This window comes from Microbacterium altimontanum (assembly GCF_058349865.2).
Genome location: NZ_JBYRJB020000006.1, coordinates 199,075 through 222,542 on the forward strand (window position 1 = coordinate 199,075; position 23,468 = coordinate 222,542).

Genomic DNA, 23,468 nt, shown 5'->3' on the forward strand with positions numbered 1-23,468 from the left:
GACTTGCTGCGTGCTCGATCTTCGGGAGCCGTCGCTCCCGATTCAAGCAGAGGCGTCCCAAGATGTCGCCAAGAGTGAGCCGCAGGGATGCCGGTCGTCCGGCGCGGTCAGCGTGGATCGAGCCGGAGCGTCGCCTGGTGCGACTCCGCGCTTACGACGGTGTTCACGATCCTCGCCCCGTATCGGTCGTACTTCGCGTGATAGGCAGCGTCGATCTCGTCGTGGATGGCCGGATCGGCGGAATCGACGTGCGTGAAGCTCACAGTCATGTCCACCCCGCCTGCCCGGACGCGCCCCGACCCCGCGCCCCTCGCACGCCGATACCAGGGGTTGCCGGTGGTGTACGCCGAGCGCACGTAGAGGTCATCGTCGACGCGCACGACCCAGATCGTCACGAACGGCCGATCGCTGCCGTCGGGTCTGACGGACGAGATCTGCAGCTCGTCGGCACGGCCGATGCGGTCGAGGTCGCTCGAAGTCCACGTGCTCATCCGTTCAGCGTAGGCGCCGGCAAGGCCTCACGCACGGCGAAGCCCCGGCCACTCGCAGTTTCCTGCGCGTGGCCGGGGCTTTTTCCGGTGGCGAGTGAGGGATTCGAACCCCCGAAGGCTACGCCGGCTGATTTACAGTCAGATCCCTTTGGCCGCTTGGGTAACTCGCCAGGTGCGCACCCGCCCAGCTTGTGCAGTCGACCGGAGGCGCGATCACCAATCCTACCTGCTCCGAAAGGCTCCCGCGAACAGGCTCACGTCCCCAGCCGGCTGAGGTCCATCCCACCCGCGCCGGGCATCCGCAGCAGTGCACCATGCGCACGAACCGTTGCCGCCGCGACGCTCATCGCGCGTTCGAGCGCATCGGCCCATGCCGGCGCATCCGTCGTCTGTCCTGCCACCATCGACGCGACGATCGACGCCAACACGGCGTCGCCCGCACCCATCGTGTCGATCACCGGTCCCGCCAACGGAGTGATCGGCGCAGTCACCACGGACCCGTCTGCCTCGAGCACCGCTCCCGCGGCGCCAGCCGTCGCCAGCACCGCCTCGGCCCCGGCCTCGATCAGCTGCTCCCGCAGGCTGTCGAGGTCGCTCGCATACAGCAGCGCCGCGTCCTCCTCCCCCACCTTCACGAGTGCGCAATGCGGCACGAGCGACTCGAAACCGCCCACGAACTCCGCGCGATCGCGCAGCATCCCCGACCGGGGATTCGGATCGATCGCGAGCCGAACTCCCCGAACGGCCTCAGCGAGCGCCGCGACCTCCTCGGCGTCGTCGAACGGAAAGCAGCTGACGACCGTCATCGGCGCCGCGGCGATCGCGCGGCGCTCAGCCTCGCCGAACCGCACCCTCCGGGCACGCGCCGCGTCGTTGAACACGTACTGCGGCTCGCCGTCCACCCGCGTCGACACGGCCCGCGACGAACCGAGCGGCGACTCCGTCGCGAGAAGCCTCACCCCGTGATCCCTCAGGTAGGAGCGAATATGGGCGCCGGCCTCGTCGTCGCCCACCATCGCGATGAGCGTCGCGGGAACGCCCAGTCGAGCCAGTCCGACCGCGACGTTGAGGGCCGCCCCACCGACGAGCTCGGTCACCGACGACCCCGCGCGCATCTCATCGATGAGCGCATCGCCGATCACCACGACCGGCGCGACATCCTGTTCCATGAGGTCAGTCTAGGAAGACGGATGCGGCGGTCCGACCGCCGAGCCGGGGCCAGTGCATGAACGACCCGGCGCCGGGTGGGCCGCTCGCTCGTCGGCGACCGTTGCGCCCGTGCTCACGGTCGGTCGTCGGCGACCGTGCGCGCGCCAGTGCTGCAGTTTCCCGCTCATGCGCCAGGAAAAAGCACGCGCATCAGCAGGAAACGACAGCCCCGGGGAAAATCCGGGCGCATCCCCAGCATGCTGCACCATTCGACGTGGGGGCCGCGCCGGGCACGGCACGGAGCCCGGCCGCGCCGCCGCGGGCGTGCGAAGCCGCAGGCGCGTGGAGCCGCAGGCGCGGGGAGCCGCAGGCGCGGGGAGCCTCACCGGCGCCGTGGACGCCGAGGGCCCAGCGCGGGCCGGGGGCGCGGCGCGGGCCGAAGACGCAGCGCCTACGCCGTCGGCGGCGGAGGCGTGATGCCGGGCAGCGTCCACGCCGCGAACACCGGCCCCTCGGCGGAGAGCAGCACCGACCCGTCGGCGGCCACAGCGAGCGTCGCCTCGCCGAAGACCGCCTCCGCCGCCGCCCCGCCGATCACGAGCGGCGCCGGCAGCTCGAGATCGACGTCGCGGCGGGACGCGAGCACGAGCACGCACTCGGCTGCGGCCTCGCGCACGAACGCCACGGTCTCATCGTCGACGTGCAGCCAGCGCAGACCTCCCGTCTGCAGCGCCGGGAGGCGGCGCCGCAGTCCGATCAGCTCCCGGTACAGCGCGATCCGCTCGGCGACCGCCGGCTCCTCGGTCCGGTGCCACGGGATCGGCGTCCGGCTCATCTCGCCGTCCTCGCCGGTCAGCCCGAACTCGTCCCCCGCGTAGACGACCGGCAGCCCCGGCAGCGTCATCGACAACCCCACCGCCAGCGGCACGGTTCCTGGCGCCGCGTGGGTCGCGAACCGCGCCGTGTCGTGCGTGTCGAGCGCCTGCATGCAGCCCAGCCGCACGCGCCACGGCAGCTGCGAGGTGAACCGCTGCAGCTGCTCGACGAAGTCGCGCGCCGTGTAGCGGGGGATGCCGGTCGGGATGCCGAAGAACCACGCGTCGGCCGACGCATCCGCCAGCCAGCCCCACACCCCGCGGGTGAACGCGGGATACGTCATCGCGCCGTGCCAGGCGTCGCCCTGCAGGTCGCTCGCCGCGTCGTTCGTCGACTCCGCGAGCAGCAGAGTGTCGGCGTTCGCCTCGACCATCGTGCGACGCAGCAGCCGGCGCACGTCGGCGTTGAGGTCCTCGGCGCCGAGCCGCCCGGTCATGTTCGCGACGTCGATGCGCCACCCGTCGATGCCGTACGGCGGCGCGAGCCACTTCGCCACCACCGAGTCGGCGCCGTCGATGAACCGGCGTCGCAGCTCCTGCGATTCCCAGTCGAACTTGGGCAGCGACGGCGCATCCAGCCACGTCTCGTACACCGTCTGCGCCGCGTCGCGGAAGTAGTAGAACGCGCTCTCGGGGCTTCTCGGGTGCCCGTACGCCGCCCGGAACCACTCGTGTCCGTCGCCGGAATGATTCGTCGTGAGGTCGCCCATGATCCGCATGCCGCGCCCGTGCACCGCGCGGATCAGCCGCAGGTAGGCCGCATCGCCGCCGAGCAGCGGATCGACGCGGTCGAAGCTCGTCGCGTCGTACCGATGGTTCGACCGGGCCGGGAAGATCGGCGTGTGGTAGACGAGCGTCGCCCCGAGCGACTGGACGTGGTCGAGCTTCTCCACGATGCCGTCGAGGTCGCCGCCGTAGAGCTGATGGCCGCGTCCAGGCGACAGCGGATCGACCGGCGTGTCCCACGCCGCGGGAATCGCCCACTCGGGCAACGGGCGCTCATCCGCGGCGGCCGACCGGGCGAACCGGTCGGGGAACACCTGGTACAGCACGGCGTCCTCCGCCCACGCCGGCGGCGGATTCCCGGCCACGAGCGCGAAGTCGACGGCGTCGAGCGCCTCGAGCCGGGTGAGCCCGCCCTGGCTGAGTGTCGCGCCCGACCCGTCGGCGTGCAGCAGCTGCCAGCGGTAGCCGTGCCGCGGGTTCGCCACCGTGACGCGGGCAGACCACCACTCCCAGCCGTCGGCTTCGCCGTCGCGGGATGCCTCGGCCCACGCCGGTTCGTGGTCCGGGTTCGAGCGCACCAGCGCGCGGGTGATCGACGTGGCTCCGGCCGGAACGCGCAGCCGCACCACGACCTCGTCGCCGAGCGCCGGGTTCTGCTCCGAGACGTGCAGCGACGAACCGTCGTGGTGGGGCTGCAGGAGCGCGGCCTGCACTCCCCCGTCCGACGTCACTTGACGCTGCCGGCGGTGAGCCCGCTGACGATGTACCGCTGCAGGGACAGGAACAGCGCCATCGGAAGGATGGCCGCGAGCACGGCGCCGGCGGCGAAAACGCTCCAGTTGCGCGCCGTCTCCTGCGACACGAACTGATACAGCCCGACGGCGAGGGTCTGCTTGTCGGGGTCGACGAGCACGACCGACGCGATCACGAAGTCGCTCGTCGTGCCGATGAACGCGAGCAGCCCGATCACGGCGAGGATCGGCGCGACGAGCCGCAGGATGATCGTGAAGAAGATCCGCGCGTGGCCGGCCCCATCGATCTTCGCCGCCTCGTCGATCGACGCGGGCACCGTGTTGAAGAACCCGTACATGAGGAACGTGTTCACGCCGAGGGCGCCGCCGAGGTAGATCATGATCAGCCCGATCTGCGAGTTCAGGCCGAGCACCGGGAAGATGTCGCCGATCGCCGACATGAGCAGGAAGATCGCGACGAACGCGAGCAGCTGCGGGAACATCTGCACGAGCAGCAGCGTCAGCAGACCGAAACGGCGCCCCGCGAACCGCATCCGGGAGAACGCGTACGCCGCCAGCGCGCACAGGATCACCGCGCCGACCGATGTGGCGAGCCCGATCACGATCGTGTTGAGGAACCACGCGCCGTACGGCCGGTTCGGATCGCCGAACAGTGCGACGTAGCTGCCGAGGTCGAAGTTCTGGAACAACCCGTTGGCGGTGAGGAGGGTGCCGCCCGGGTTCAGTGACGCCGACAGCACGTAGACGAGCGGGAACGCGGCGAACACGAGCATCACGACGCCGACGATGTGCCGCCATCCCGTCTCGCGGAACCAGGGGCGGAAGGACCGGCGCGGGTGCGGAGCCGGGGTGCCGGGCGTGGCGGCGCCCGTGACGACGGCCTCGGCCGCGGGGGCGGCGCCGGTCAGCGACGTGGAGTCCATGGCCATGTCAGTTCAGCTCCTCGAGGACCTTGGTCTGCCGGAAGCTGAGGTACGAGATCAGCGCCACGAGCACGAAGATGATGATCGAGAAAGCGCTCGCCAGACCGTAGTCGCGGTTCGCACCCACGAACGCCACCTTGTAGACCATCGAGATGAGGATGTCGGTCTGACCGACGTTGATGCTCGCGTCGGCGAACCGCGGACCGCCGTTCGTGAGCATGTAGATGAGGTTGAAGTTGTTGAAGTTGAACGCGAACGACGAGATCAGCAGTGGCGCCACCGATACGAGCAGCAGCGGGAACTTGATGTGCCGGAAGATCTGCCACACGCTCGCCCCGTCGACGCGGCCGGCCTCCTGGATGTCGTCGGGGATCGACTGGATCGCCCCCGTGCAGACGAGGAACATGTAGGGGAAGCCGAGCCACAGGTTGACGATGAGGATGGCGGCTTTCGCGAGCCACGGGTCCTGCAGCCACGGGATCGACGCGCCGCCGAACAGCACCTGGTTGATGAAGCCGAAGTCCTGGTTGAACATCCCGGCCCACACGAGCGCGGACAGGAAGCCGGGGAACGCGTACGGCAGGATCATGATGACCCGGTAGAACTTCTTGCTCTTCATCCGCGGATCGTTGAACACGATCGCGAGGAACAGGCCGAGGATGAACGTGGTCGCGACCGACAGGATCGCGAACACGAACGTCCAGACGAGCACGGCCAGGAACGGGCCGCGGATGGATGCGTCGCTGAACGCGCGCACGAAGTTCTCACCTCCGACCCACACCTGCCATCCGGGCAGCAGCTGCTGGCCGTCGTCGGAGGTGAAGGCTCCGTGGCCGGTGTCGCGGTAGACGATGCCGGTCTTCGTGTCGGTCATCGTGTCGGCGGCGGGATCCCATTTCAGGGTCGAGGTGAACAGGTAGGCGTTCGAGCCGTCGGTGGTCTTCAAGTAGCCGTCGTTGGGATCGTCGCTGCGCTGCACCGACAGGGCGCCGATGGCGTCCTGGTGCTGGACGATCTGGCCGAAGTCGAGCGTCGTGAAGCCCGGTGCACCCTCGGCGGTCGCACCGTCGACGGGCTCGAGCGGCTGGTCGGCGCCGCCGACCTCGAAGGCGCCGGTGGCCGGATCGGTGGTGAGGAAGTAGAACGCGCCGTCACGCTCGAGCAGCTTCACCGGGAAGGTGGGCGAGTCTTCGACACGGGTCTGCGACTGCTGCAGGAGCGCGCCGACCGCGTCGTCCTTCGTCGAGATGTGGCCGGAGCCGTAGTTCGTGAAGGCGATGTAGATCGTGTACAGCACGACGAAGATCTGGAACACGAACAGGAAAATGAGACCGGGCGTGAGGTACTTGGCCGGGAGGAGTCCGGGCTTCAGGTACACGAAGTTCACGAGGGCGGCGACCACGGCGATGATGACGGGCATGAGCCACTGGCCCTGGCCGATCAGGACGAGCATCGCGTAGATCGCCAGGGCGTCGATGACGCCCAGGAGCACGATCTTGACGAGCCAGACCTTCCACCCCGCCGAGGCGGCTTCGGCGAACGCCGTGGCCCGGTTCTGACGGCGGCGGGTCGACGCATCCGTCGCCGCGCGCTCGTCCTGGAGGGTCGGGCCCGTCATCTCAGACTCCTGTCTGCAGACCGTGGTCTGCGAGAGGACGCAGCGGGGCGACGCCGGTGAGGGCGCCGCCCCGCGGTCACGTCGTTACTTGAGCTTGGCCTCGATGTTGGAGGTCATCTTCGTCCAGCTCGCGGCCGGGTCGGCACCCTTGATGATGGCGGCCTCGGTCTTGCCCCAGTCGTCCCAGACGGAGCCCATCTGCGGGATGGAGGGCATCGGCACGGCGTTCTCGCCGACCTTGCCGAAGCCGGCGATGATCGGGTCGGACTGCGCGGCCTGGTAGGCGCTGGTCAGTGCCGGCGGGCGGCCACCGGCCTTGAACAGGGCGGTCTGCACCGGCTCGGTGGCGACGTAATTCACGAGGAAGTCGGTGGCCGACAGGGCGTTCTTCGACTTCGCGCTGAGGAAGAACGTCTGCACGCCGGCGAACGGCGCGGCGGTCTTGCCGCCGGCAGACGGGATCTGGTCGACCGACACGTCGATGCCCTTGGCCTGCGCGTCGGCGACGTTCCACGGGCCTGTGAGCAGGTACGGCGAGTCACCGGCGAGGAAGGCCTCCTTGGCGATGTCCTGCGAGACGTTGAGGTTGATCACCTTGGTGCCCTTGTCGCCCTGCGAGCCGAGCCACTTCGCGAAGTCCACACCCGCCGCGTCGCCGATCGTGAGCTTCGAGGCGTCGTAGGAGCCGTCGGCGTTCTGCGCGAACACCGCGTTGCCGAACGAGGTCTGGAACGGGTACAGGTGGTACGGGTCGGAGGCCTGCGGGTCCTGGCCGACGAGGAACGGGTACTTGGTGCCCGCGGCCTTGCCCTTCGCGATCATCTCGTCGAAGGTCGCGGGGGTCGAGTCGGCGAGCTTCGTGTTGCGGAGGATCGCGATGTTCTCGATCGCGTACGGGAGGCCGTAGGTCTTGCCCTCGTACGTGACCGCCTGCAGGGCGACCTTCTCGAACTGCGACGCCTTGTCGCCGAGCTCGATCGGGGCGATCACGCCGTCCTGCACGAAGCCGCCGGTCCAGTCGTGGCCGCCGATCGTGAGGTCGGGGCCCTTGCCGGTCGGCACCTGTGCGGTGAAGTCCTGCTGGATCTTGCCGTAGTCCTTGACGACCAGGTCGACCTTGATGCCCTTGTCCTTCTGGAACTCGGCGGCGACGTCCTTCAGCGCGCGGGCGCGGTCGGCGTCGACCCAGACGGTCAGGGTGCCGGAGCTTGTCTTCTTCGGCTCTTCGGCCGCCTGGCCCGAGCAGCCGGCGAGCGCCAGCATGCCCCCGGCGATCAGGGCCGCGAGAGCCGCGGCGCCCTTCTTGTTCACCTTCATCGGTGTGTGCCTCTCTGAGTGGGTGGGCGGATGCGACCCGCATCCGCGCGGAGTGCGCTTGCCTTGCAAGCGCTTACATTGTCACCCACCGTCGACGTTCTGACAATCTCGACGGGGCGCCGATATCATCTCGTGACATTGGGATGCGTCCCCGTGCACCACGTGGAAGCGCTTCCATGGTCGAACGCTCTGCGCCGGCCGCCGCGCCGCTGGCTAGACTCGGCGCATGGCTGACTCATCCTTCGACATCGTCTCCAAAGTCGACCACCAGGAGGCGGATAACGCCCTCAACCAGGCCCGCAAGGAGGTCGAGCAGCGCTACGACTTCAAGGGCACCGGCGCCTCGATCGAGTGGAGCGGCGAGCAGATCCTCGTCAAGGCCCCGACCGAGGAGCGCGCGAAGGCCGTGCTCGACGTGTTCGAATCGAAGCTCATCAAGCGCGGCATCTCTCTGAAGAGCCTCGACGTGGGCGAGCCGGTGCAGGGCGGCAAGGAGGTGCGCATCATCTCGAGCCTGAAGGACGGCATCTCCCAGGAGAACGCGAAGAAGATCGGCAAGATCATCCGCGACGAGGCACCGCGGTCGGTGAAGTCCCAGATCCAGGGCGACGAACTGCGTGTGCAGTCGAAGAGCCGCGACGATCTGCAGGAGGTCATCCGCATCCTGAAGGCCGCCGATCTCGACGTCGACCTCCAGTTCGTCAACTACCGCTGACCGGCTGCCGGCGCTCGCCCTGTACGGCGCCAGCTCAGCGCGGTACTCTTGCGGCGACCGGCGAGGGTCGATTGCCCCGCTCACACCCGGCCGGTCGTCGCTGGTTCCAGCAGCACCGCCCCACGCGGCTCGATGTCGACGCGCGCGTGGGGCGGCGTTTCACGCGTCGGGGGAGCGGACGAAGCGCCCCCGCTCCAGCTCTCCCCAGAATGCGAGTGGGGGCGCTTCTGTGGTGCCCCGCGCAAGATAGCAGCGGAAGGGGCGGCCGCACTTCACCCCGAGGGATGGCCCCGGGCTGCACACTCTGAGCGGGCCCTACCGCGTCAGCTCAAGATTCGCTGAAGATCCGGCCGCTGTCCCCCATTCGGTGGACAGGGACCTCTGCTTTCCGATAGCGTGTAGCCACTTGACGCACTGGGGCGAGCATCGCAAGGTGTCCTACACGCCGTCCGATGACTGGGGAGTCGGAGCACGGCCCGTGACACCGTGATTCGTGATGCCCGAGAGCGAAGAGAGGTGGGTGCCGCGAGCGATCGTCTTGGGGATCGAAGGCTCGTGGCACCCACGGCGGTTGTTCACGTCCTGCGGCAGGCCCGTCTGGGGAACAGGCACGCCATCGAGCTGGGGACTCGACGTGTCGCAGACGTTAGAGGCAACCGACTCAACCGTACAAGAAGCGACGGCGACCTGTCGAACAGGGCGGCCCGGAGCGGCGTGTCTCGCCGACGGCCGTCAGGCCCCACGCCTCAAGGATCGGACCCCGACCGGGCGCGCCGCGCCTACTGCCCCCGGGAGACGCGCACCATCTCCTCGCGCGGCACGACCTTGATGCGGGCCCGCTCGTGCGGCTCCCCCAGGGCGATCTCGTGCGCGTCGAGCCGGTGCCAGCCCTCGAGGTCGGTCCACACGACGCCCCGCTCGGCGAGGAGCGCGGGGATCGCTTCCTCCTCGGGGTGCGCCGGATGCCACCACGACGCCTGGTCGTTGATGATGTGACGCACGGTCTCCATCGCGTCGGACTTCGTGTGGCCGATGAGGCCGACGGGCCCACGCTTGACCCATCCCGTCGTATACACGCCCTGCACCCGCTCGTTCGAGTCCTTGTGCAGCACCTGCCCCTCGCGGTTCGGGATCACCCCGTGGCGCTTGTCGAACGGGATGCCCGGCAGGGGCGTGCCGAAGTAGCCGATCGCCCGGTACACGCCCTGCACTGCGACCTGGCGCCGCTCGCCGGTGCCGACGACGCCGCCGTGCCCATCCGGGCGCGTCCGCTCGTAGACGAGAGCGCTCACCCGCCCGTCGTCGTCGGTGCTGATCTCGACCGGCTTCGCGTAGAAGTGCAGGTGCAGGCGCCGCGACGCGGTGCCGGGCGCTTCTGCGCTGCGCTTGCGCCATGACTGCAGGATGCGGTCGATGACCATCACCTGCTTGTTGCTCTTGACCGCCTCGATGGACGCCTCGTCGTAGTCGAAGTCCTCGTCGTACAGCACCATGTCGACGTCGCGCAGCTCTCCCAGCTCACGCAGCTCCAGCGGCGTGAACTTCACCTGCGCGGGCCCGCGGCGTCCGAACACGTGCACATCGGTGACCTGCGACGCGACGAGGCCGTCGTGCACGTTCTGCGGGATCTCGGTCGGAAGCAGGTCTTCCGCATGCTTGGCGAGCATGCGTGCGACGTCGAGCGCGACATTGCCGTTGCCCAGCACTGCCACCGACGCGGCGTCCAGCGGCCATTCGCGCGGCACGTCGGGGTGACCGTCGTACCAGCTGACGAAGTCGCCGGCGCGGTACACGCCCTCGGCGTCGATGCCGGGAATCGCGAGAGGCGCGTCGCGGACGGCACCGGTCGCGAAGATGACCGCGTGGTAGTGCTCGCGCAGGTCGTCGAGAGTCAGGTCCTTGCCGTACTCGACGTTGCCGAACAGCCGGATGTCGCCGCGGTCGAGCACGTCGCGCAGCGCCGTGATGATGCCCTTGATGCGCGGATGATCGGGCGCCACGCCGTAGCGGACGAGCCCATACGGCGCGGGCAGCTTCTCGAAGAGGTCGATCGAGACGTCGAACTTGCGCTCGGCCTTCAACAGGTTGTCGGCGGCGTAGATGCCGGCGGGGCCGGCACCGACGATGGCAAGCCTGAGCTTCATGGGGTCCTTTCACACGTTCCCGGCGACACAGCGCTCGGGCAGGATCAGCTGCTGCGGTCGGCGACGGCCTCGGCGAAGCGGATGAGCGCTTCGCGCACCGGCCCGTCGGGCAGCACCTCGACGGCCTCGATCGCCTCGCCCGACCAGTCGCTCGCGAGTGCCCGGGTCTGCGCCGTCGCATCGTGATCGCGCAGGGCGGCCAGCGCTCCGTCGAGGATCGAGGGGTCGGCACCGCCGGCAATCTCGGCGACGCCCGCGTCGATCTTTTCGCGCAGGGCGACGGATGCCGCATCCTCACGCTGTCCGAGAAGGAGGTACGGCATCGTCGGGACGCCGGCGCGCAGATCGGTACCCGGGACCTTCCCGGTCTGGGCGGGGTCGTCGCTGAGGTCGATGACGTCGTCGAGCAGCTGGAACGCCACGCCGGCCTTCTCGCCGAACGTCAGCAGCGGCGTCTCGAACTCCGACGGTCCGTCGCTGAACAGCACGCCCGCCTGGGCGGCGGCGGCGATGAGCGAGCCGGTCTTGTCGGAGAGCACCTGCAGGTAGAACGCCACCGCGTCATCGCCCTCCTGCGGCCCGACGGTCTCGTGCATCTGACCGAGCACCAGGCGTTCGAACGTGTCGGCCTGCAGACGGATGGCCCGTTCGCCGAGGTCCGCCATGATCTGGCTGGCACGCGAGAACAGCAGATCGCCGGTGAGGATCGCGACGCTGTTCCCCCACACCGAGTGCGCGGCGGGGACGCCGCGACGCACGTCGGCATCGTCCATCACGTCGTCGTGGTACAGCGATCCGAGGTGGGTCAGTTCGAGGGCCATCGACGCGGCCACCACATCGTCGGTGACGCCGTTGCCGAGCTGGCTCGTGAGCAGCACGAGCATCGGTCGCACGCGCTTTCCGCCCGCCTCGTAGAGGTATCGGGTCGCGGCGTCGACGAGCGGGTCGGCGATGCGCAGCTCGGCCGCAAGGGCCTCCTCGACCCGCGCGAGGCCCGCTTCGACGGTGCGCATCAGCTTGCGGGAACGGGCGCCGGCGAAGACCCGGTCGGTCAGGCCCAGACGGCTCGCCACGCGCGAGCCCGGCACGGAAGGGCTCGGAGTCACGCATTCCAGCCTACCCGCCTGCGCGCGGGTGCCCTCGCGATGCGTCAGACGGCGGTCGGGCCGGGCGATGCCGCCGGTGCGGACGCCTCCTGCATCTGGGGCTTGGTCGCACGATGCAGAGCCACGATGCCGAACGTGAGGTTGCGGTACGCCACGTGCTCCCAGCCGGCGTCGCGGATCCAACGCGCGAGCGCCCGCTGATCGGGCCAGTCGCGGATCGACTCGTTGAGGTAGTCGTACGCCTCGGCATTGGTGCTGACGACCCGGGCGGCGAGCGGCAGGATGCGGTCGTTGTAGAAGCGGTAGAGGGCGGCGAACGCCTTCGACTGCGGGTGCGAGAACTCGCACACCACGAGCCGACCGCCGGGCTTGGTGACGCGCAGCATCTCGGCGAGCGCCTTCTGCGGCTCCACGACGTTGCGCAGGCCGAACGAGATCGTGACGGTGTCGAACGACTCGTCGTCGAAGGGCAGGGCCGTGGCATCCGCTTCGGTGAAGGAGAGGTTCGGCACGTCGCCGTGCCGGCGGCGCCCCTCGGCGATCATGCCCGGCGAGAAGTCTCCCGCGACGACGTCGGCGCCGCTGCGCGCGAGCGCGACCGAGCTCGCCCCGGTGCCGGCGGCGAGGTCGAGGATGCGCTGGCCCGGCCGCGGGGCGACGGCCCGCGTCACGGCGACGCGCCACAGCTTGTCGTTGCCGAGGCTCAGCACCGTGTTGGTGCGGTCGTAGCCACCCGCGACCTGGTCGAACATGCCGCTGACGCGCCGGGGATCCTTGCCGAGATCGGCGCGGTTCGACCGCGGCGCCGCGTGCGCGTCGCTCGGAGGGCCGCTGTTCTGGTGCTCGTCGCTCTGCCGGTCGCGGGGGGGCTCACTGCTCACCCGTCGAGTCTAGGCGGGGGCGTCGAGATGCAGCGCGGCCAGCCGGTCGAGCCAGCGCTGGGCGGTGGCGTCGTCGAACGGCGGGACGGATGCCTCGACCCGACGCTTCAGGTCGACGGCAGTCTGCTCGAGCCGGTCGACGACGTCGAGCGGGTAGCCGTACTCCACCCGGTGCTCCGCCCACTCGTCCTCGTCGTCGATGTAGACGCCGCGTTCGTCGTCGCGGCGCACGACATCGAGGTCCATGTCGATCGCGGTCGGCTCGGCATCCGTCCAGTGCGCGTCCCACGCGATGTCGATGTAGATCCGCACGCTGCGCGGGTGACCCGCGCCGTAGCAGGTCGCCGCCCAGGTGCCGTCGGGCGGAAGGAGCGCGACGTTCGGCGACTCCGCGGTGAAGTCCCGGCCGGGCCGGTGGCTGCGCCATCCCGTCGCCTGCCCGAACCAGTCGCCCCACTCGTCGGCCCCCAGGTAGACGCAGTCGTGGACCCAGTGCGGCGAGGAGTCCCACTTGCGCCAGCGGAACTCGATGCGGGTGCCCGGTTCGGGGCGGACGACGTCGCTCACTCCGTGAGGGTACATCCGTCGACCGCGCGTGCGGCGGTGCCGCCCTCCGCCCGTCCGCTGGCCGTCCGGGCGATCGGCCCGGGAACAGCGCCGTAGGCTGGACGGGTGACCGGTTCCGTCCCTGCCCGACTGCACGTGCGCACCCGCGAGATCTCCCCGGTCGACGACATCCTCGCGTACGCTGACCCGGCCTCTCCCCTGGTGTGGCTGCGCCGCGGCGAGGGGATGGCGGGGTCCGGCGTGGTCCTGCGCCTCGACGTCGACTCCGTCGAGCACGAGTCGCGCGCGCAGGCACTGTCGCGCCGGTGGACCGACCTGGCCGCCGAGGCCGTCGTCGACGACGAGGTGGGAGTGCCGGGGACGGGACTCATCGGCTTCGGCGCGCTCACGTTCGACGAGCGCTCGACGGCGCCCAGCTCGATCGTGGTGCCCGCCGTCGTCGTGGGCCACCGCGACGGGCGCAGCTGGGTCACGACGATCCGGCGCGACGACGACCCCGCCGAGCCGGAGCCCGCGGTCGTCCCGTACGGACCGTACTGGTCGGCGACGCTCGGCCCGGGAGCCGTCGGACCCGACGAGTATCAGGCCGCCGTGCGCGGCGCGCTCGACGCGATCGCCGCGCACGAGGTGGGCAAGGTCGTCGTCGCCCGCGACCTCGTCGGAACGGTTCCCGAAGGCGCCGACATGCGACGCCTGGTGCACGAGCTGGCCGCGGGATACCCCGACACGTGGACGTATGCCGTGGACGGCATCATCGGCGCGAGCCCCGAGACGCTCGCGACGGTGAGCGAGGGGAAGATGACGGCGCGGGTGCTCGCGGGCACCCTCGCGCGCGGAGCGGATGCGGGAGAGGATGCGGCGGCCGCCGCCGCTCTCGCGGTGAGCGCGAAGAACCTCGACGAGCACTCGTACGCCGTGCACAGCGTGGCCGAGGCGCTGGGTCCGCACACGACGGCGCTCGTCGCCGACGAGCATCCGTTCGCTCTCGAGCTGCCGAACGTCTGGCATCTGGCGACCGACGTCGCCGGAACACTCTCCGACGGGTCGACATCGCTCGACCTCGTGTGCGCGCTGCATCCGACGGCCGCCGTCGCCGGCACGCCAACGGAGGCCGCGATCGAGGTGATCCGCCGCCTCGAGCCGTTCGACCGGGGCCGGTACGCCGGGCCCGTCGGCTGGATCGACCGGCAGGGTGACGGCGAGTGGGCGATCGCGCTGCGCTGCGCTCAGTTCGACGCCGAGCCCGTCGGCGGGCTCATCCCGGTCACGGCGCACGCCGGCGCGGGGATCGTCGCCGGCAGCGAGCCGGAGGCCGAGCTGCTCGAGACCCGCGTCAAGTTCCGTCCGATCGTCGACGCCCTCGCCTGACGGCGCGGTCGCCTCGGAGGAGGCTCGGGAATCGCCGTCCCGAACTGCCGCATCGCGCGGGGCAAGCGACCACACGGGGCGGCGTTTGGCTGGTTGACGAGGAAAGGCCGTCCCGAAGTGCCAGTTCGTCCGAGGGATGCGGCACTTCGGGACGGCGATTGCTGAGGGGGCTTCCCACCTGGAAAATTACACAAGATCCCTTGTGCAATGGTCGTTGCGGGATTAGCCTCGGCCCATGGCCGGTGATTCACCACGACGCATCCACGTCGACGACCCCTCCGCGCTGCGCGCGATGGCGCACCCGCTGCGGCTGCGCATCATCGGGAGTCTCCGCTCCGACGGACCGCAGTCGGTCGGCGCGCTGAGCGAGCGCCTCGACGCGGCGCCGGGGTCGATCAGCTACCACCTCGGCACACTGCAACGGCACGGCTTCGTCGACGAGGCGCCGGAGCTCGCCCGAGACGCCCGGGAGCGCTGGTGGCGCGCGTCTGCGGAGTACACCTCGTTCGATCCGGCGCAGATGCAGGACGATCCGGCCAAGCGGACCGCCGGTCGTGCGATGCGTCGGGCCATCGCGCAGGCGTACGCCGCCGACCAGCTCGCATACCTCGAGACGGAGGAGTCCCTCGAGCCGGAGTGGATCGCCGCGGCGACGAGCGGCGACGACGTCCCCTGGCTCACGGCCGCCGAGCTGCGCGAGCTCAGCGACGAGCTCGATGCGCTGGCATCGCGCTGGCATGCCCGCGGCGACCGGGAGCGTCCGGATGCGGCGCCGGTGCGCCTGATCTACTCCGCGTTCCGCCGACCATGACCGCGATCGCCGCCCCTCCGCGCCGGTTCGTCCCGCTGGGGGCGCTGCTCGCCGCCGACGGCGTCTCCCGCGCCGGGAACGCGATCACGACGGTCGCCGTGCCGCTCATCGCGCTGCAGACCACTGGGAGCCCCCTGGCGACAGCGGCGGCCGGCATCGCGGCGACCCTTCCGCTCGTCGTCGGCGGCGTGGTCGGCGGAGTCGTGGTCGACCGGCTCGGGTTCCGCCGCGCGAGCATCGTGGCCGACGCCGCGAGCGGCGTGACGGTGCTCGCGATCCCGGCACTGGCCGCCGTGCAGGCGCTGCCGCTGTGGGCGCTGCTCGTGCTGGTGTTCGTGTCGAACCTGCTCGACGCGCCGGGATCCGCCGCACGGTCGAGCCAGATCCCGGAACTGTGCGATCGCGCGCGGGTCGGGCTCCCCCGCGTCGCGGCGGCGCACGCCACCGTCTCCCGCACTGCCACGATGATCGGCGCGGGACTCGCGGGCTTCCTCATCGCGGTCACGGGACCGGCGCCCGCCATGCTCGTCAACGCCGCCACCTTCGCCGTGGCGATCGTGCTCACGGTCGCGTTCGTGCCCGCCGTGGCGCTGCCTGCCGAGGACGGGACGGATGCGGCGGCCGCCGACACCGGATGGCGAGCGCTCACGGCCGGAATCCGCTTCGTGCTGCGGACGCCGCTCGTCCGCGCCGTCGTGACGATGGTGGTCATCACGAACGCGATCGACACCGCCGGGATGACGGTCCTCAAGCCACTCTACGCCGCAGGCCTCGGCCACGGCGGTGCGGAGCTCGGCGTGATGGTCGCGTGCTTCGCCGGCGGTGCGCTGACCGGGGCCGCGCTCTACGGAATCGTCGGCGACCGCATCCCGCGCCACGCGCTGTATGTCACGCTCTTCCTCCTGGCGGGCGTGCCGCCCTATCTCACCCTCGCTCTCGCGCCGCCGTTCCCGGTCGTCGCGGTCGTGCTGGTACTGAGCGGCGTCGCGGCAGGTCCGCTCAACCCGCTCATCGACTCGGCGCTGTACCGACTCATCCCCGTGGAGATCCGGGCCCGCGTGCTCGGAGCGATCACCGCGGGGGTCACAGCCGCCATGCCGCTCGGCAGCCTGCTCGCCGGAATCGGCGTCGACGGGTTCGGGCTCGCCGCAACCCTTGTGGCCGCAGCGGCGCTCTACCTCGCGACGATCCTCGCGACCTCATTCGGCGGCCGCTGGCGCGGGTTCTGATCCGCGGCGTCAGGTCGCGCGGAGGCGTTCGCGCTCGGTGTCGACGTCGAAGGATGGGGCGGGCCAGCGCGGCGCGATGTCGAGCAGCGCGTCGAGCAGCAGTGCCTGCACTGCGAGGCGGGCGTACCACTTGCGGTTCGCGGGCACGACGAACCACGGGGCCGCGTCGGTCGAGGTCCGGTCGAACACCGTCTGGTACGCATCCATGTAGGCGGGCCAGTGCGCCCGCTCGTCGACGTCTCCGGGGTTGTACTTCCAGTGCTTGTCGGGGCGGTCGAGCCGCTCCATGAGTCGGTCGCGCTGCTCCTTCGACGAGATGTGCAGCATGACCTTGACGATGTGGGTGCCGCCGTCCACCAGCTCCTGCTCGAAGTCGTTGATCGCCCCGTACCGGCGCTCGATCTCGTCGGCGGGAGCGAGTTCGCGCACCTTGCCGATGAGGACGTCTTCGTAGTGCGAGCGATCGAACACGCCGATCATGCCGGGCCCGGGCACCCGTGACCGCACGCGCCAGAGGAAGTCGTGCTTCAGCTCCTTGTCGGTCGGCTTCTTGAACGCCGCAAGCTCCACGCCCTGCGGATCGACCGATCCGACGACGTGGCGGATGATGCCGCCCTTGCCGGCGGTGTCCATCGCCTGCAGCACGAGCAGCACCGAGTCGCGGGCGTCGCCGCCGCGGGCCGCGGCGTACAGACGCTCCTGCAGCTCGCTCAGCTCGTCGGCGCCCGCGACCAGGTCGTCGATCGAATCGCGCTTGCGCCGGCCGTACCCGGGCGTCGCCTCCGCGTCGACACGATCCAGCCGGAACCCCGGCGTCACACGCAGGAGGGTGGAGACATCGCCGGTCCAGTGCTTGTGACTCTTCGAGGCCATGGGTACATCTTGGCGGCCGAGCCGTCACCGGTCCAGCGGCACCTCGATGATGCGAGGCCCGGTCGTCGGGGCGGTGAGGGCCGCGTCGAGGGCGGCGCGGGTGGCGACGCGCTCGTGCGCCCACCCATACGCGGCGGAGAGCCCCGCGAAGTCGACCCGCTGCGGCGTATACATCACCCGGCGCATCGCGGCGCCGCCGGCGGATGCTGCGACTTCGAGGCCGTCGAAGATCGTTCCCCCGCCGTCGTTGCCGACGATCACCTGGATGCGCGGCGCCGGCTCGCCCTCCGGCAGGAGCAGCGCGCCGACGTCGTGCAGCAGGGCGAGGTCGCCCAGCAGCACCCGGGTGACGCCTGGCGCGCCGTCGCCCTGACTCGCCGCGGCGATGCCGATCGCGGTCGCGATCGTGCCGTCGATGCCGGCGAGCCCACGGTTCGCGTGCACCGGCACCTTCTTGCCGGGCAGGATGCCGTCGGCCACGCGCACGAGCCGGGATGAGCCGAACATCAGCCGATCGTGCGGCCAGCTCGCGCGCCAGACCGCGTCGACGACCAGCTCGCGCGTCAGCGGCGTGCGGGCGACCTCGACCTCGGCGGCGATCGCTCCGAGCCGCTCGCGCGGAACGGCCGAGGCGAGCCCTTCGGCGTCGGGCGCGGGCGGGGCGAGGTCGGCGAGAGCGGCGCGGGATGCCCGCATCCACTCCCCCAGCCACTCGGTGTCGATGTCGCCGTCGGCGACGGTGACGGATGCCGCGGCGGCGGTGGTGCCGTTGAGGTTCAGCCGCTCCCCCGGCCCGTCGACCGCGATCACCTCGACGTCGGTGCGGCGCAGGAGCGCGGCGACCTCGCGGGACAGTGTCGGGTGGCCGAGGACGACGGCCCGCTGGATGCGCCCGCCGAGCTCGGGGTCGGCGAGCAGAGCCCGATAGCCGTGCACGACGTTCCGTCCGAACCGGGCGCCGCTGACGATCTCGGCGACGAGCGGCCAGCCGCCGTCATGCGACAGCTGCTCCGCCGGAGGGCCGGCATCCGCTCCCGCCACCACGACCGTGCGGGGGCCGCGTGCGAGGGTTCGCTGCCCGGCGCGAACGTCAGGTCCCTGAGCGCCCTTCGACTCGTCGCTGCGCTCCTCGCTCAGGGATCTGGCAGGGTCGACCTCGCGGCCCTCGAGCGGTCCTCGAACGTCAGGTCCCTGAGCGACCGCAGGGAGTCGAAGGGCCGGAAGCGAAGCCGGATCGAGCACGCCCGAGAGCGGCTCGCGGTACGGCAGGTTCAGATGCACGGGGCCCCGGGGTCCGACAGCGCCGACGGCAGCGGCGAGCGCCTCGTCGACGGCGTCCCGGACCATGCGCCCCTGCTCCCCGTCTCCCGCGGGGTCGACGGCGTCGGGGACCGGCATGTCTCGCTCGAAGCGCACGTGGCCGGCGTACATCCCCACCTGGCGCGTGGTCTGGTTCGCGCCGATCCCGCGCAGTTCGGGCGGCCGGTCGGCCGTCAACAGCAGCAGCGGCACTCCGGCGTGGTCGGCCTCCATGACGGCCGGCAGCAGGTTGGCGGTCGCGGTGCCCGACGTGCAGACGACGGCCGCCGGCATCCCCGTCTCACGTCCGATGCCGAGCGCCGTGAAGCCGGCGACGCGCTCATCGACCCGCACGTGCAGGTCGATCAGACCGCGCTGTTCGAGCTCGGCCGCGACGAGTGCGAGCGCCTGTGACCGCGACCCGGGGCTGAGCACGACGTGCCGCACTCCGCGCTCGACGAGGCGGCCGAGCAGCGCTGCTGCGGCATCGGTCGCCGGCGATGCCTCGGAGCGATCAGCGCCCACGACGGGGGCCGGCGGTGGGATCGTCGTCGTCGTGGTCGAGACGGGAGAACTCCTGCTCGAGCCGGCGGATGCGTTCGTCCTGCTCGGCGCGGGCGCGGCGATCGGCGATCGGATCCGTGTGCGGGGTCGACGGCGCCGGGCGTGAAGTGCCGAGGCCGCGCAGGAAGTCCGGGTCGTCGTCGGGCGCGATCACCCGCGGAGCGTTGGCACTCACCCGGCCGATCGCGAACCACAGGATGCCGCCGATGACCGGGAAGACGACGACGATCGCGACCCACACCGGCTTTCCCACGCCGCGGTGCCGCTCGGCCGGCTGGACGGCAGCATCGACGATGCTGAACACCCAGAAGATCACCGCCACGAGGGCGAAGATCAGAAGCAGCCGGACCATGTCCTCATCCTAATCCGAGCGGCCCGAACACGGCTCGGGAGACGGCAGTGAGAGCGCCGGGAGCCGGGCCCGCGATGGGTCCGCCCGCCGCGGCCGCACGTAGGATGGCGGGGTGAAGATCCGTTCCGTCGTCATGTACTCCGTGCTGCGCCTGCTCGCGTTCCTGGTGCCGCTCGGGATCATGATGCTGTTCCCGATCTTCCGCGAGCAGTACTGGCTCGCACTGCTGTTCGCCGCCCTCATCGGGGTGTCGCTGTCGATCATCTTCCTGCGGCGTCCTCTCGACGACGTCGCCTCCGGGCTTGCGGCTCGCCGCGAAGCCCGCCGGCATGAGACGGAAGCCGAGAAGGACGCCGACGTCGAGGATGCCGCCAACGCGGCCCTGCGTCACGAGGACGACGCGCGCTGAGCCGCGGCAACCAGGGCCGCACGCGTCACCCCCGCTGAGCCGCGGCATCCGAGCCCGTCCGCGTCACCCCCGCTGAGCCGCGCCACCCGTGCTCGGCCGGGCGGCCGCTGAGCCGCGTCAGCCGAAGTACGCCCACATGAGCAGCGCACCGTAGGCGAGCGACGTCAGCGACGTGACGGCAAGCGCTGTCACGAGCTCGCGCGGCGCGCGATACGTCCACACGATGAGCACCGCCGGGATCGCGCCCAGGAGCGCCATCAGCACGAGCCAGGCGACCAGGTAGAACAGCGCGACCAGCACGGCGATCGCGAAGGCGAACACGACGCACGCGGTGAAGAGGATCTGCGACCCGCGCTTGCCGATCCGGACCGACAGCGTCTTCTTGCCGGCCGCGCGGTCCTGCTCGATGTCGCGCAGGTTGTTCGCCACGAGCACCGCGACCGCGAGCAGACCCGCCGCGATGCCGCCGAGCCAGGCCTCCTGCGGCGCAGACTGCACCTGGATCCACGTCGTGCCGACCGTGGCGACGAGGCCGAAGAAGACGAACACGAACAGCTCGCCCAGCGCGTGGTAGCCGTACGGGCGCTTGCCGCCCGTGTAGAACCAGGCCGCGACGATACAGACGGCGCCGACCGCCAGCATCCACCACTGCTGTGTGCGGATGACGAGCGCGAGGCCCACGATCGCGGCGAGCGCGAAGAAGGCCAGCGCCACGATCAGGACGGTCTTCGGCTTCACCCTGCGCGACGCGGTGAGCCGCGTCGGCCCGACGCGGTAGTCGTCGGTACCGCGCACGCCGTCGGAGTAGTCGTTGGAGTAGTTCACGCCGATCTGCAGGAACACCGCGACCAGGAGGCAGCCGAGCGCGAGCGCCCAGTGGAACCGGATGTCGATGACGTGCGCCGCTCCCGTGCCGATGAGCACCGGGGTGACGGCCAGCGGCAGCGTGCGCAGCCGGGCGGCGCCGATCCAGTCGGCGAACGTCGGCCGGGGGATCTGCCGGGTCGGGGTCTTCGCCGGGTTGCCGCGGGGCCGGGTGCGCTTGCTGCGGGAAGAGGATGCCACGACGCCCCAGTGTAGAGGTCGCCCCTACGCCGACGACTTTCCCGGTCGCGCGGTGAGTTCGCGCCGGATCGCCTCCCGGTCGGGCTTCCCGCTGGTCAGCAGCGGCAGCCGGTCGACGACGACGAGCCGGCTGGGCCGCGCCGGCTTGCCGAGCGCGGCGGCGACCGCGGCGCGCGCGTCGTCGAGACGCGTGGTCTCGCTGCGACGGAGGGCGTTCCCGCGGGCGACGACGATGACGGATGCTTCGCCCCATGCCGCGTCGGGCACCCCCACGACGACGGCGCCGGCGAGACCGTGCACCTCGCGCACGACGTGCTCCACCCTGTCGAGTGAGATGTTGACGCCGCCGGAGACGATGACGTTGTCGATGCGGCCGTGGATGCGCAGCACGCCGTCGTCGATGACGCCGGCGTCGCCGGTGCGGTACCAGCGGACGCCCGTGGCGTCGCTGACGAACGTCGCATCGGTGAGGGCCTCGTCGCCGAGGTAGCCCTCGGCGAGGATCGGTCCGGCGATGCGCACCTCGCCGTCGACGATGTCGACCTCGACGCCGTCGAGCGGCACGCCGTCGTAGACGCATCCGCCGCAAGTCTCCGTCGAGCCGTACGTGCGCACGATCCGGGCGCCGGCCGCCTGGGCGCGCTCGAGGGTGGCGACGGGAAGCGCCTGCCCGCCGACGAGGATCGCGGTGAAGCAGCGCAGCGATTCGGCGATCGCGGCGTCGCCGTCGGCGGCGTCGAGCAGCCGGCTCAGCTGGGCGGGCACGAGCGAGGTGTACGCCGAGCCGGGCGGCATCATGAGCGCGGCGGCGGCGAACGACTGCGGACGGAACGCCCCCTCCAGCAGCACCGGTTCGTGCCCGGCGAGCAGCGAGCGGCTGAGCACCTGGAGTCCCGCGACGTATCCGGCCGGGAGCGCGAGCAGCCACGTTCCGGCGCCGATGCGCTCGGCGGTGGCGGCGGCGCTCGCGACCAGCGCGGAGCGGCTCAGCACGACGCTCTTCGGGATGCCCGTCGATCCCGACGTCGTGATGACGGCGACGGTGCCCTCGGCGACCTCGTGGGTCGCGGCATCCGTCATCCCCAGGCCGAGGGCGGGGCCGCTGCCGTCGAGCACGGCACGCAGTCCGCGCAGCACCTCGGCGGCGTCGGAGGCGATCGGCGCGAGCCTCATGCTCCCGCTCCTCGGTTGCAGAAGCAGGCCGAGATCGGCGCTTGGGACTCCGCGGCGCAGAAAGTGTGCGATCCAGCCTGCTTCTGCCACGCGCGGCCGAGGGCACCGATCATCAGAACTGCCAGGGGTAGGGCGCCCAGTCGGGGTCGCGCTTCTGCAGGAACGCGTCGCGCCCCTCGACCGCCTCGTCGGTGCCGTACGCGAGGCGGGTCGCCTCGCCGGCGAACACCTGCTGGCCGACCAGCCCGTCGTCGACGGCGTTGAAGGCGAACTTCAGCATGCGGATCGCCGTGGGCGACTTGGTGAGGATCGTCCGCGCCATCGCGACGGCCTCACGCTCGAGGTCGGCATGGGGGACGACCCGGTTCACCGCTCCCATCTCGTACGCGCGGTCGGCGGAGTACTCCTCGGCGAGGAAGAAGACCTCGCGTGCGAACTTCTGCCCGATCTGCCGGGCGAAGTAGGCCGAGCCGTATCCCGCGTCGAACGAGCCGACGTCGGCATCCGTCTGCTTGAACCGTCCGTGCTCGCGGCTCGCGACGGTGAGGTCGCACACGACATGGAGCGAGTGCCCGCCGCCGGCCGCCCAGCCGGGGACCACGGCGATCACGACCTTGGGCATGAAGCGGATGAGCCGCTGCACCTCGAGGATGTGCAGCCGGCCGGCGCGGGCCGGGTCGTGCACGATCCTGTCGTCGTCTGAGTACTTGTAGCCGTCGCGTCCGCGGATGCGCTGGTCGCCGCCGGAGCAGAAGGCCCAGCCGCCGTCCTTCGGGCTCGGCCCGTTGCCCGTGAGCAGCACGACCCCGATGCGGGAGTCCTGCCGGGCGATGTCGAGCGCCGCGTACAGCTCGTCGACCGTGTGCGGACGGAAGGCGTTGCGCACCTCCGGCCGATCGAACGCGATGCGCGCGATCCGGCCGTCGCGGGAGACGTGAGCGGTGATGTCCGTGTACGCCGCCGCGCGTCCGTCCGGGCCGGGCGCCGGCATCCACTCATCAGCATCGAACAGCTCGGAAACGCTCACGGCTCAAGAGTACGCGGCCAGGGGAACCGGGCCG

The 23,468-nt window shown here is 70.9% G+C and carries 21 protein-coding genes and 1 tRNA gene; 5 read left to right on the forward strand and 17 right to left on the reverse strand.

The genetic code is table 11. From position 1 onward, the window contains the following. Window positions 1-107: 107 nt before the first annotated feature. The 7 genes from AC3RX1_RS12490 to AC3RX1_RS12520 form a co-directional block, all read right to left on the reverse strand. Window positions 108-491, reverse strand: a complete 384-nt coding sequence (locus tag AC3RX1_RS12490) for a DUF2255 family protein (RefSeq protein ID WP_491501566.1) — start codon at window positions 489-491, stop codon at window positions 108-110. A gap of 88 nt (window positions 492-579) precedes the next feature. Beyond that, window positions 580-661: transfer RNA gene (locus AC3RX1_RS12495), tRNA-Tyr, on the reverse strand. Between the two features lie 84 nt (window positions 662-745). After that, entirely contained in the window at window positions 746-1,660 is a 915-nt protein-coding gene (locus tag AC3RX1_RS12500) for a PfkB family carbohydrate kinase (protein WP_491501567.1), read from the reverse strand. Between the two features lie 431 nt (window positions 1,661-2,091). Next, a complete protein-coding gene (locus tag AC3RX1_RS12505; protein ID WP_491501568.1) occupies window positions 2,092-3,972 on the reverse strand; it encodes a glycoside hydrolase family 13 protein in 1,881 nt (626 codons plus the stop codon). After that, window positions 3,969-4,916, reverse strand: coding sequence for a sugar ABC transporter permease (locus AC3RX1_RS12510; protein ID WP_491501712.1), 948 nt, complete (start codon window positions 4,914-4,916; stop codon window positions 3,969-3,971). Before AC3RX1_RS12510 ends, AC3RX1_RS12505 begins: the two co-directional genes overlap by 4 nt. Window positions 4,917-4,923: 7 nt before the next feature. Continuing rightward, window positions 4,924-6,534 carry an ABC transporter permease subunit gene (locus AC3RX1_RS12515; protein ID WP_491501569.1) on the reverse strand — a complete coding sequence of 537 codons (1,611 nt, stop codon included), beginning with the start codon at window positions 6,532-6,534 and terminating at the stop codon, window positions 4,924-4,926. A gap of 84 nt (window positions 6,535-6,618) precedes the next feature. Next, window positions 6,619-7,851 (reverse strand): sugar ABC transporter substrate-binding protein, encoded by a 1,233-nt coding sequence (locus AC3RX1_RS12520; RefSeq protein ID WP_491501570.1) that lies wholly within the window; start codon window positions 7,849-7,851, stop codon window positions 6,619-6,621. 226 nt (window positions 7,852-8,077) lie between these two features. Here AC3RX1_RS12520 and AC3RX1_RS12525 point away from each other — a divergent pair, with 226 nt between their 5' ends. Continuing rightward, the gene (locus AC3RX1_RS12525) at window positions 8,078-8,566 is read left to right on the forward strand and encodes a YajQ family cyclic di-GMP-binding protein (RefSeq protein WP_491501571.1); all 489 of its coding nucleotides are present in this window, start codon (window positions 8,078-8,080) and stop codon (window positions 8,564-8,566) included. Window positions 8,567-9,345: 779 nt separating this feature from the next. Here AC3RX1_RS12525 and AC3RX1_RS12530 read toward each other — a convergent pair. Genes AC3RX1_RS12530 through AC3RX1_RS12545 form a run of 4 tightly spaced genes read right to left on the reverse strand, consistent with a single transcriptional unit; the run spans window position 9,346 to window position 13,264 of the window. Continuing rightward, entirely contained in the window at window positions 9,346-10,710 is a 1,365-nt protein-coding gene (locus AC3RX1_RS12530; protein ID WP_491501572.1) for an FAD-dependent oxidoreductase, read from the reverse strand. A gap of 44 nt (window positions 10,711-10,754) precedes the next feature. Next, window positions 10,755-11,816: a polyprenyl synthetase family protein gene (locus tag AC3RX1_RS12535; RefSeq protein WP_491501573.1), complete on the reverse strand. Its 1,062-nt coding sequence runs from the start codon at window positions 11,814-11,816 to the stop codon at window positions 10,755-10,757. Window positions 11,817-11,860: 44 nt separating this feature from the next. Then, window positions 11,861-12,697 (reverse strand): demethylmenaquinone methyltransferase, encoded by an 837-nt coding sequence (locus AC3RX1_RS12540; RefSeq protein WP_491501574.1) that lies wholly within the window; start codon window positions 12,695-12,697, stop codon window positions 11,861-11,863. Between the two features lie 9 nt (window positions 12,698-12,706). Continuing rightward, complete coding sequence (locus AC3RX1_RS12545) at window positions 12,707-13,264, reverse strand: DUF402 domain-containing protein (protein WP_491501575.1); 558 nt, start codon at window positions 13,262-13,264, stop codon at window positions 12,707-12,709. Between the two features lie 105 nt (window positions 13,265-13,369). On the opposite strand from AC3RX1_RS12545, the gene AC3RX1_RS12550 reads away from it, so the two are divergent. The 3 genes from AC3RX1_RS12550 (at window position 13,370) to AC3RX1_RS12560 (ending at window position 16,672) form a co-directional block, all read left to right on the forward strand. Next, the gene (locus AC3RX1_RS12550; protein WP_491501576.1) at window positions 13,370-14,632 is read left to right on the forward strand and encodes an isochorismate synthase; all 1,263 of its coding nucleotides are present in this window, start codon (window positions 13,370-13,372) and stop codon (window positions 14,630-14,632) included. A 235-nt stretch (window positions 14,633-14,867) separates the two neighbouring features. After that, the gene (locus tag AC3RX1_RS12555) at window positions 14,868-15,443 is read left to right on the forward strand and encodes a helix-turn-helix domain-containing protein (protein WP_491501577.1); all 576 of its coding nucleotides are present in this window, start codon (window positions 14,868-14,870) and stop codon (window positions 15,441-15,443) included. Next, complete coding sequence (locus tag AC3RX1_RS12560) at window positions 15,440-16,672, forward strand: MFS transporter (protein WP_491501578.1); 1,233 nt, start codon at window positions 15,440-15,442, stop codon at window positions 16,670-16,672. The genes AC3RX1_RS12555 and AC3RX1_RS12560 overlap by 4 nt, the downstream gene beginning before the upstream one ends. A gap of 9 nt (window positions 16,673-16,681) precedes the next feature. Here AC3RX1_RS12560 and AC3RX1_RS12565 read toward each other — a convergent pair whose 3' ends face one another. The 3 genes from AC3RX1_RS12565 to AC3RX1_RS12575 are packed head-to-tail and all read right to left on the reverse strand — an operon-like array spanning window position 16,682 to window position 19,760. Beyond that, on the reverse strand, window positions 16,682-17,545 hold the full coding sequence (locus AC3RX1_RS12565; protein WP_491501579.1) for a PPK2 family polyphosphate kinase: 864 nt from the start codon (window positions 17,543-17,545) through the stop codon (window positions 16,682-16,684). 24 nt (window positions 17,546-17,569) lie between these two features. Next, window positions 17,570-19,369, reverse strand: coding sequence for a 2-succinyl-5-enolpyruvyl-6-hydroxy-3-cyclohexene-1-carboxylic-acid synthase (menD, locus tag AC3RX1_RS12570; RefSeq protein ID WP_491501580.1), 1,800 nt, complete (start codon window positions 19,367-19,369; stop codon window positions 17,570-17,572). Then, entirely contained in the window at window positions 19,359-19,760 is a 402-nt protein-coding gene (locus AC3RX1_RS12575; protein WP_491501581.1) for a PLD nuclease N-terminal domain-containing protein, read from the reverse strand. Before AC3RX1_RS12575 ends, menD begins: the two co-directional genes overlap by 11 nt. A 112-nt stretch (window positions 19,761-19,872) precedes the next feature. Here AC3RX1_RS12575 and AC3RX1_RS12580 point away from each other — a divergent pair, with 112 nt between their 5' ends. After that, entirely contained in the window at window positions 19,873-20,169 is a 297-nt protein-coding gene (locus AC3RX1_RS12580; RefSeq protein ID WP_491501582.1) for a DUF4229 domain-containing protein, read from the forward strand. A gap of 117 nt (window positions 20,170-20,286) precedes the next feature. Here the strand turns inward: AC3RX1_RS12580 and AC3RX1_RS12585 are convergent, their stop codons facing one another. The 3 genes from AC3RX1_RS12585 to AC3RX1_RS12595 all read right to left on the reverse strand — a co-directional run bounded on the left by AC3RX1_RS12585 (window position 20,287) and on the right by AC3RX1_RS12595 (window position 23,434). Beyond that, window positions 20,287-21,234: a 1,4-dihydroxy-2-naphthoate polyprenyltransferase gene (locus tag AC3RX1_RS12585; protein WP_491501583.1), complete on the reverse strand. Its 948-nt coding sequence runs from the start codon at window positions 21,232-21,234 to the stop codon at window positions 20,287-20,289. Window positions 21,235-21,258: 24 nt separating this feature from the next. Next, a complete protein-coding gene (locus tag AC3RX1_RS12590; protein WP_491501584.1) occupies window positions 21,259-22,407 on the reverse strand; it encodes an AMP-binding protein in 1,149 nt (382 codons plus the stop codon). Window positions 22,408-22,519: 112 nt separating this feature from the next. Then, window positions 22,520-23,434: a 1,4-dihydroxy-2-naphthoyl-CoA synthase gene (locus AC3RX1_RS12595; RefSeq protein WP_491501585.1), complete on the reverse strand. Its 915-nt coding sequence runs from the start codon at window positions 23,432-23,434 to the stop codon at window positions 22,520-22,522. Between the last annotated feature and the right edge of the window lie 34 nt (window positions 23,435-23,468).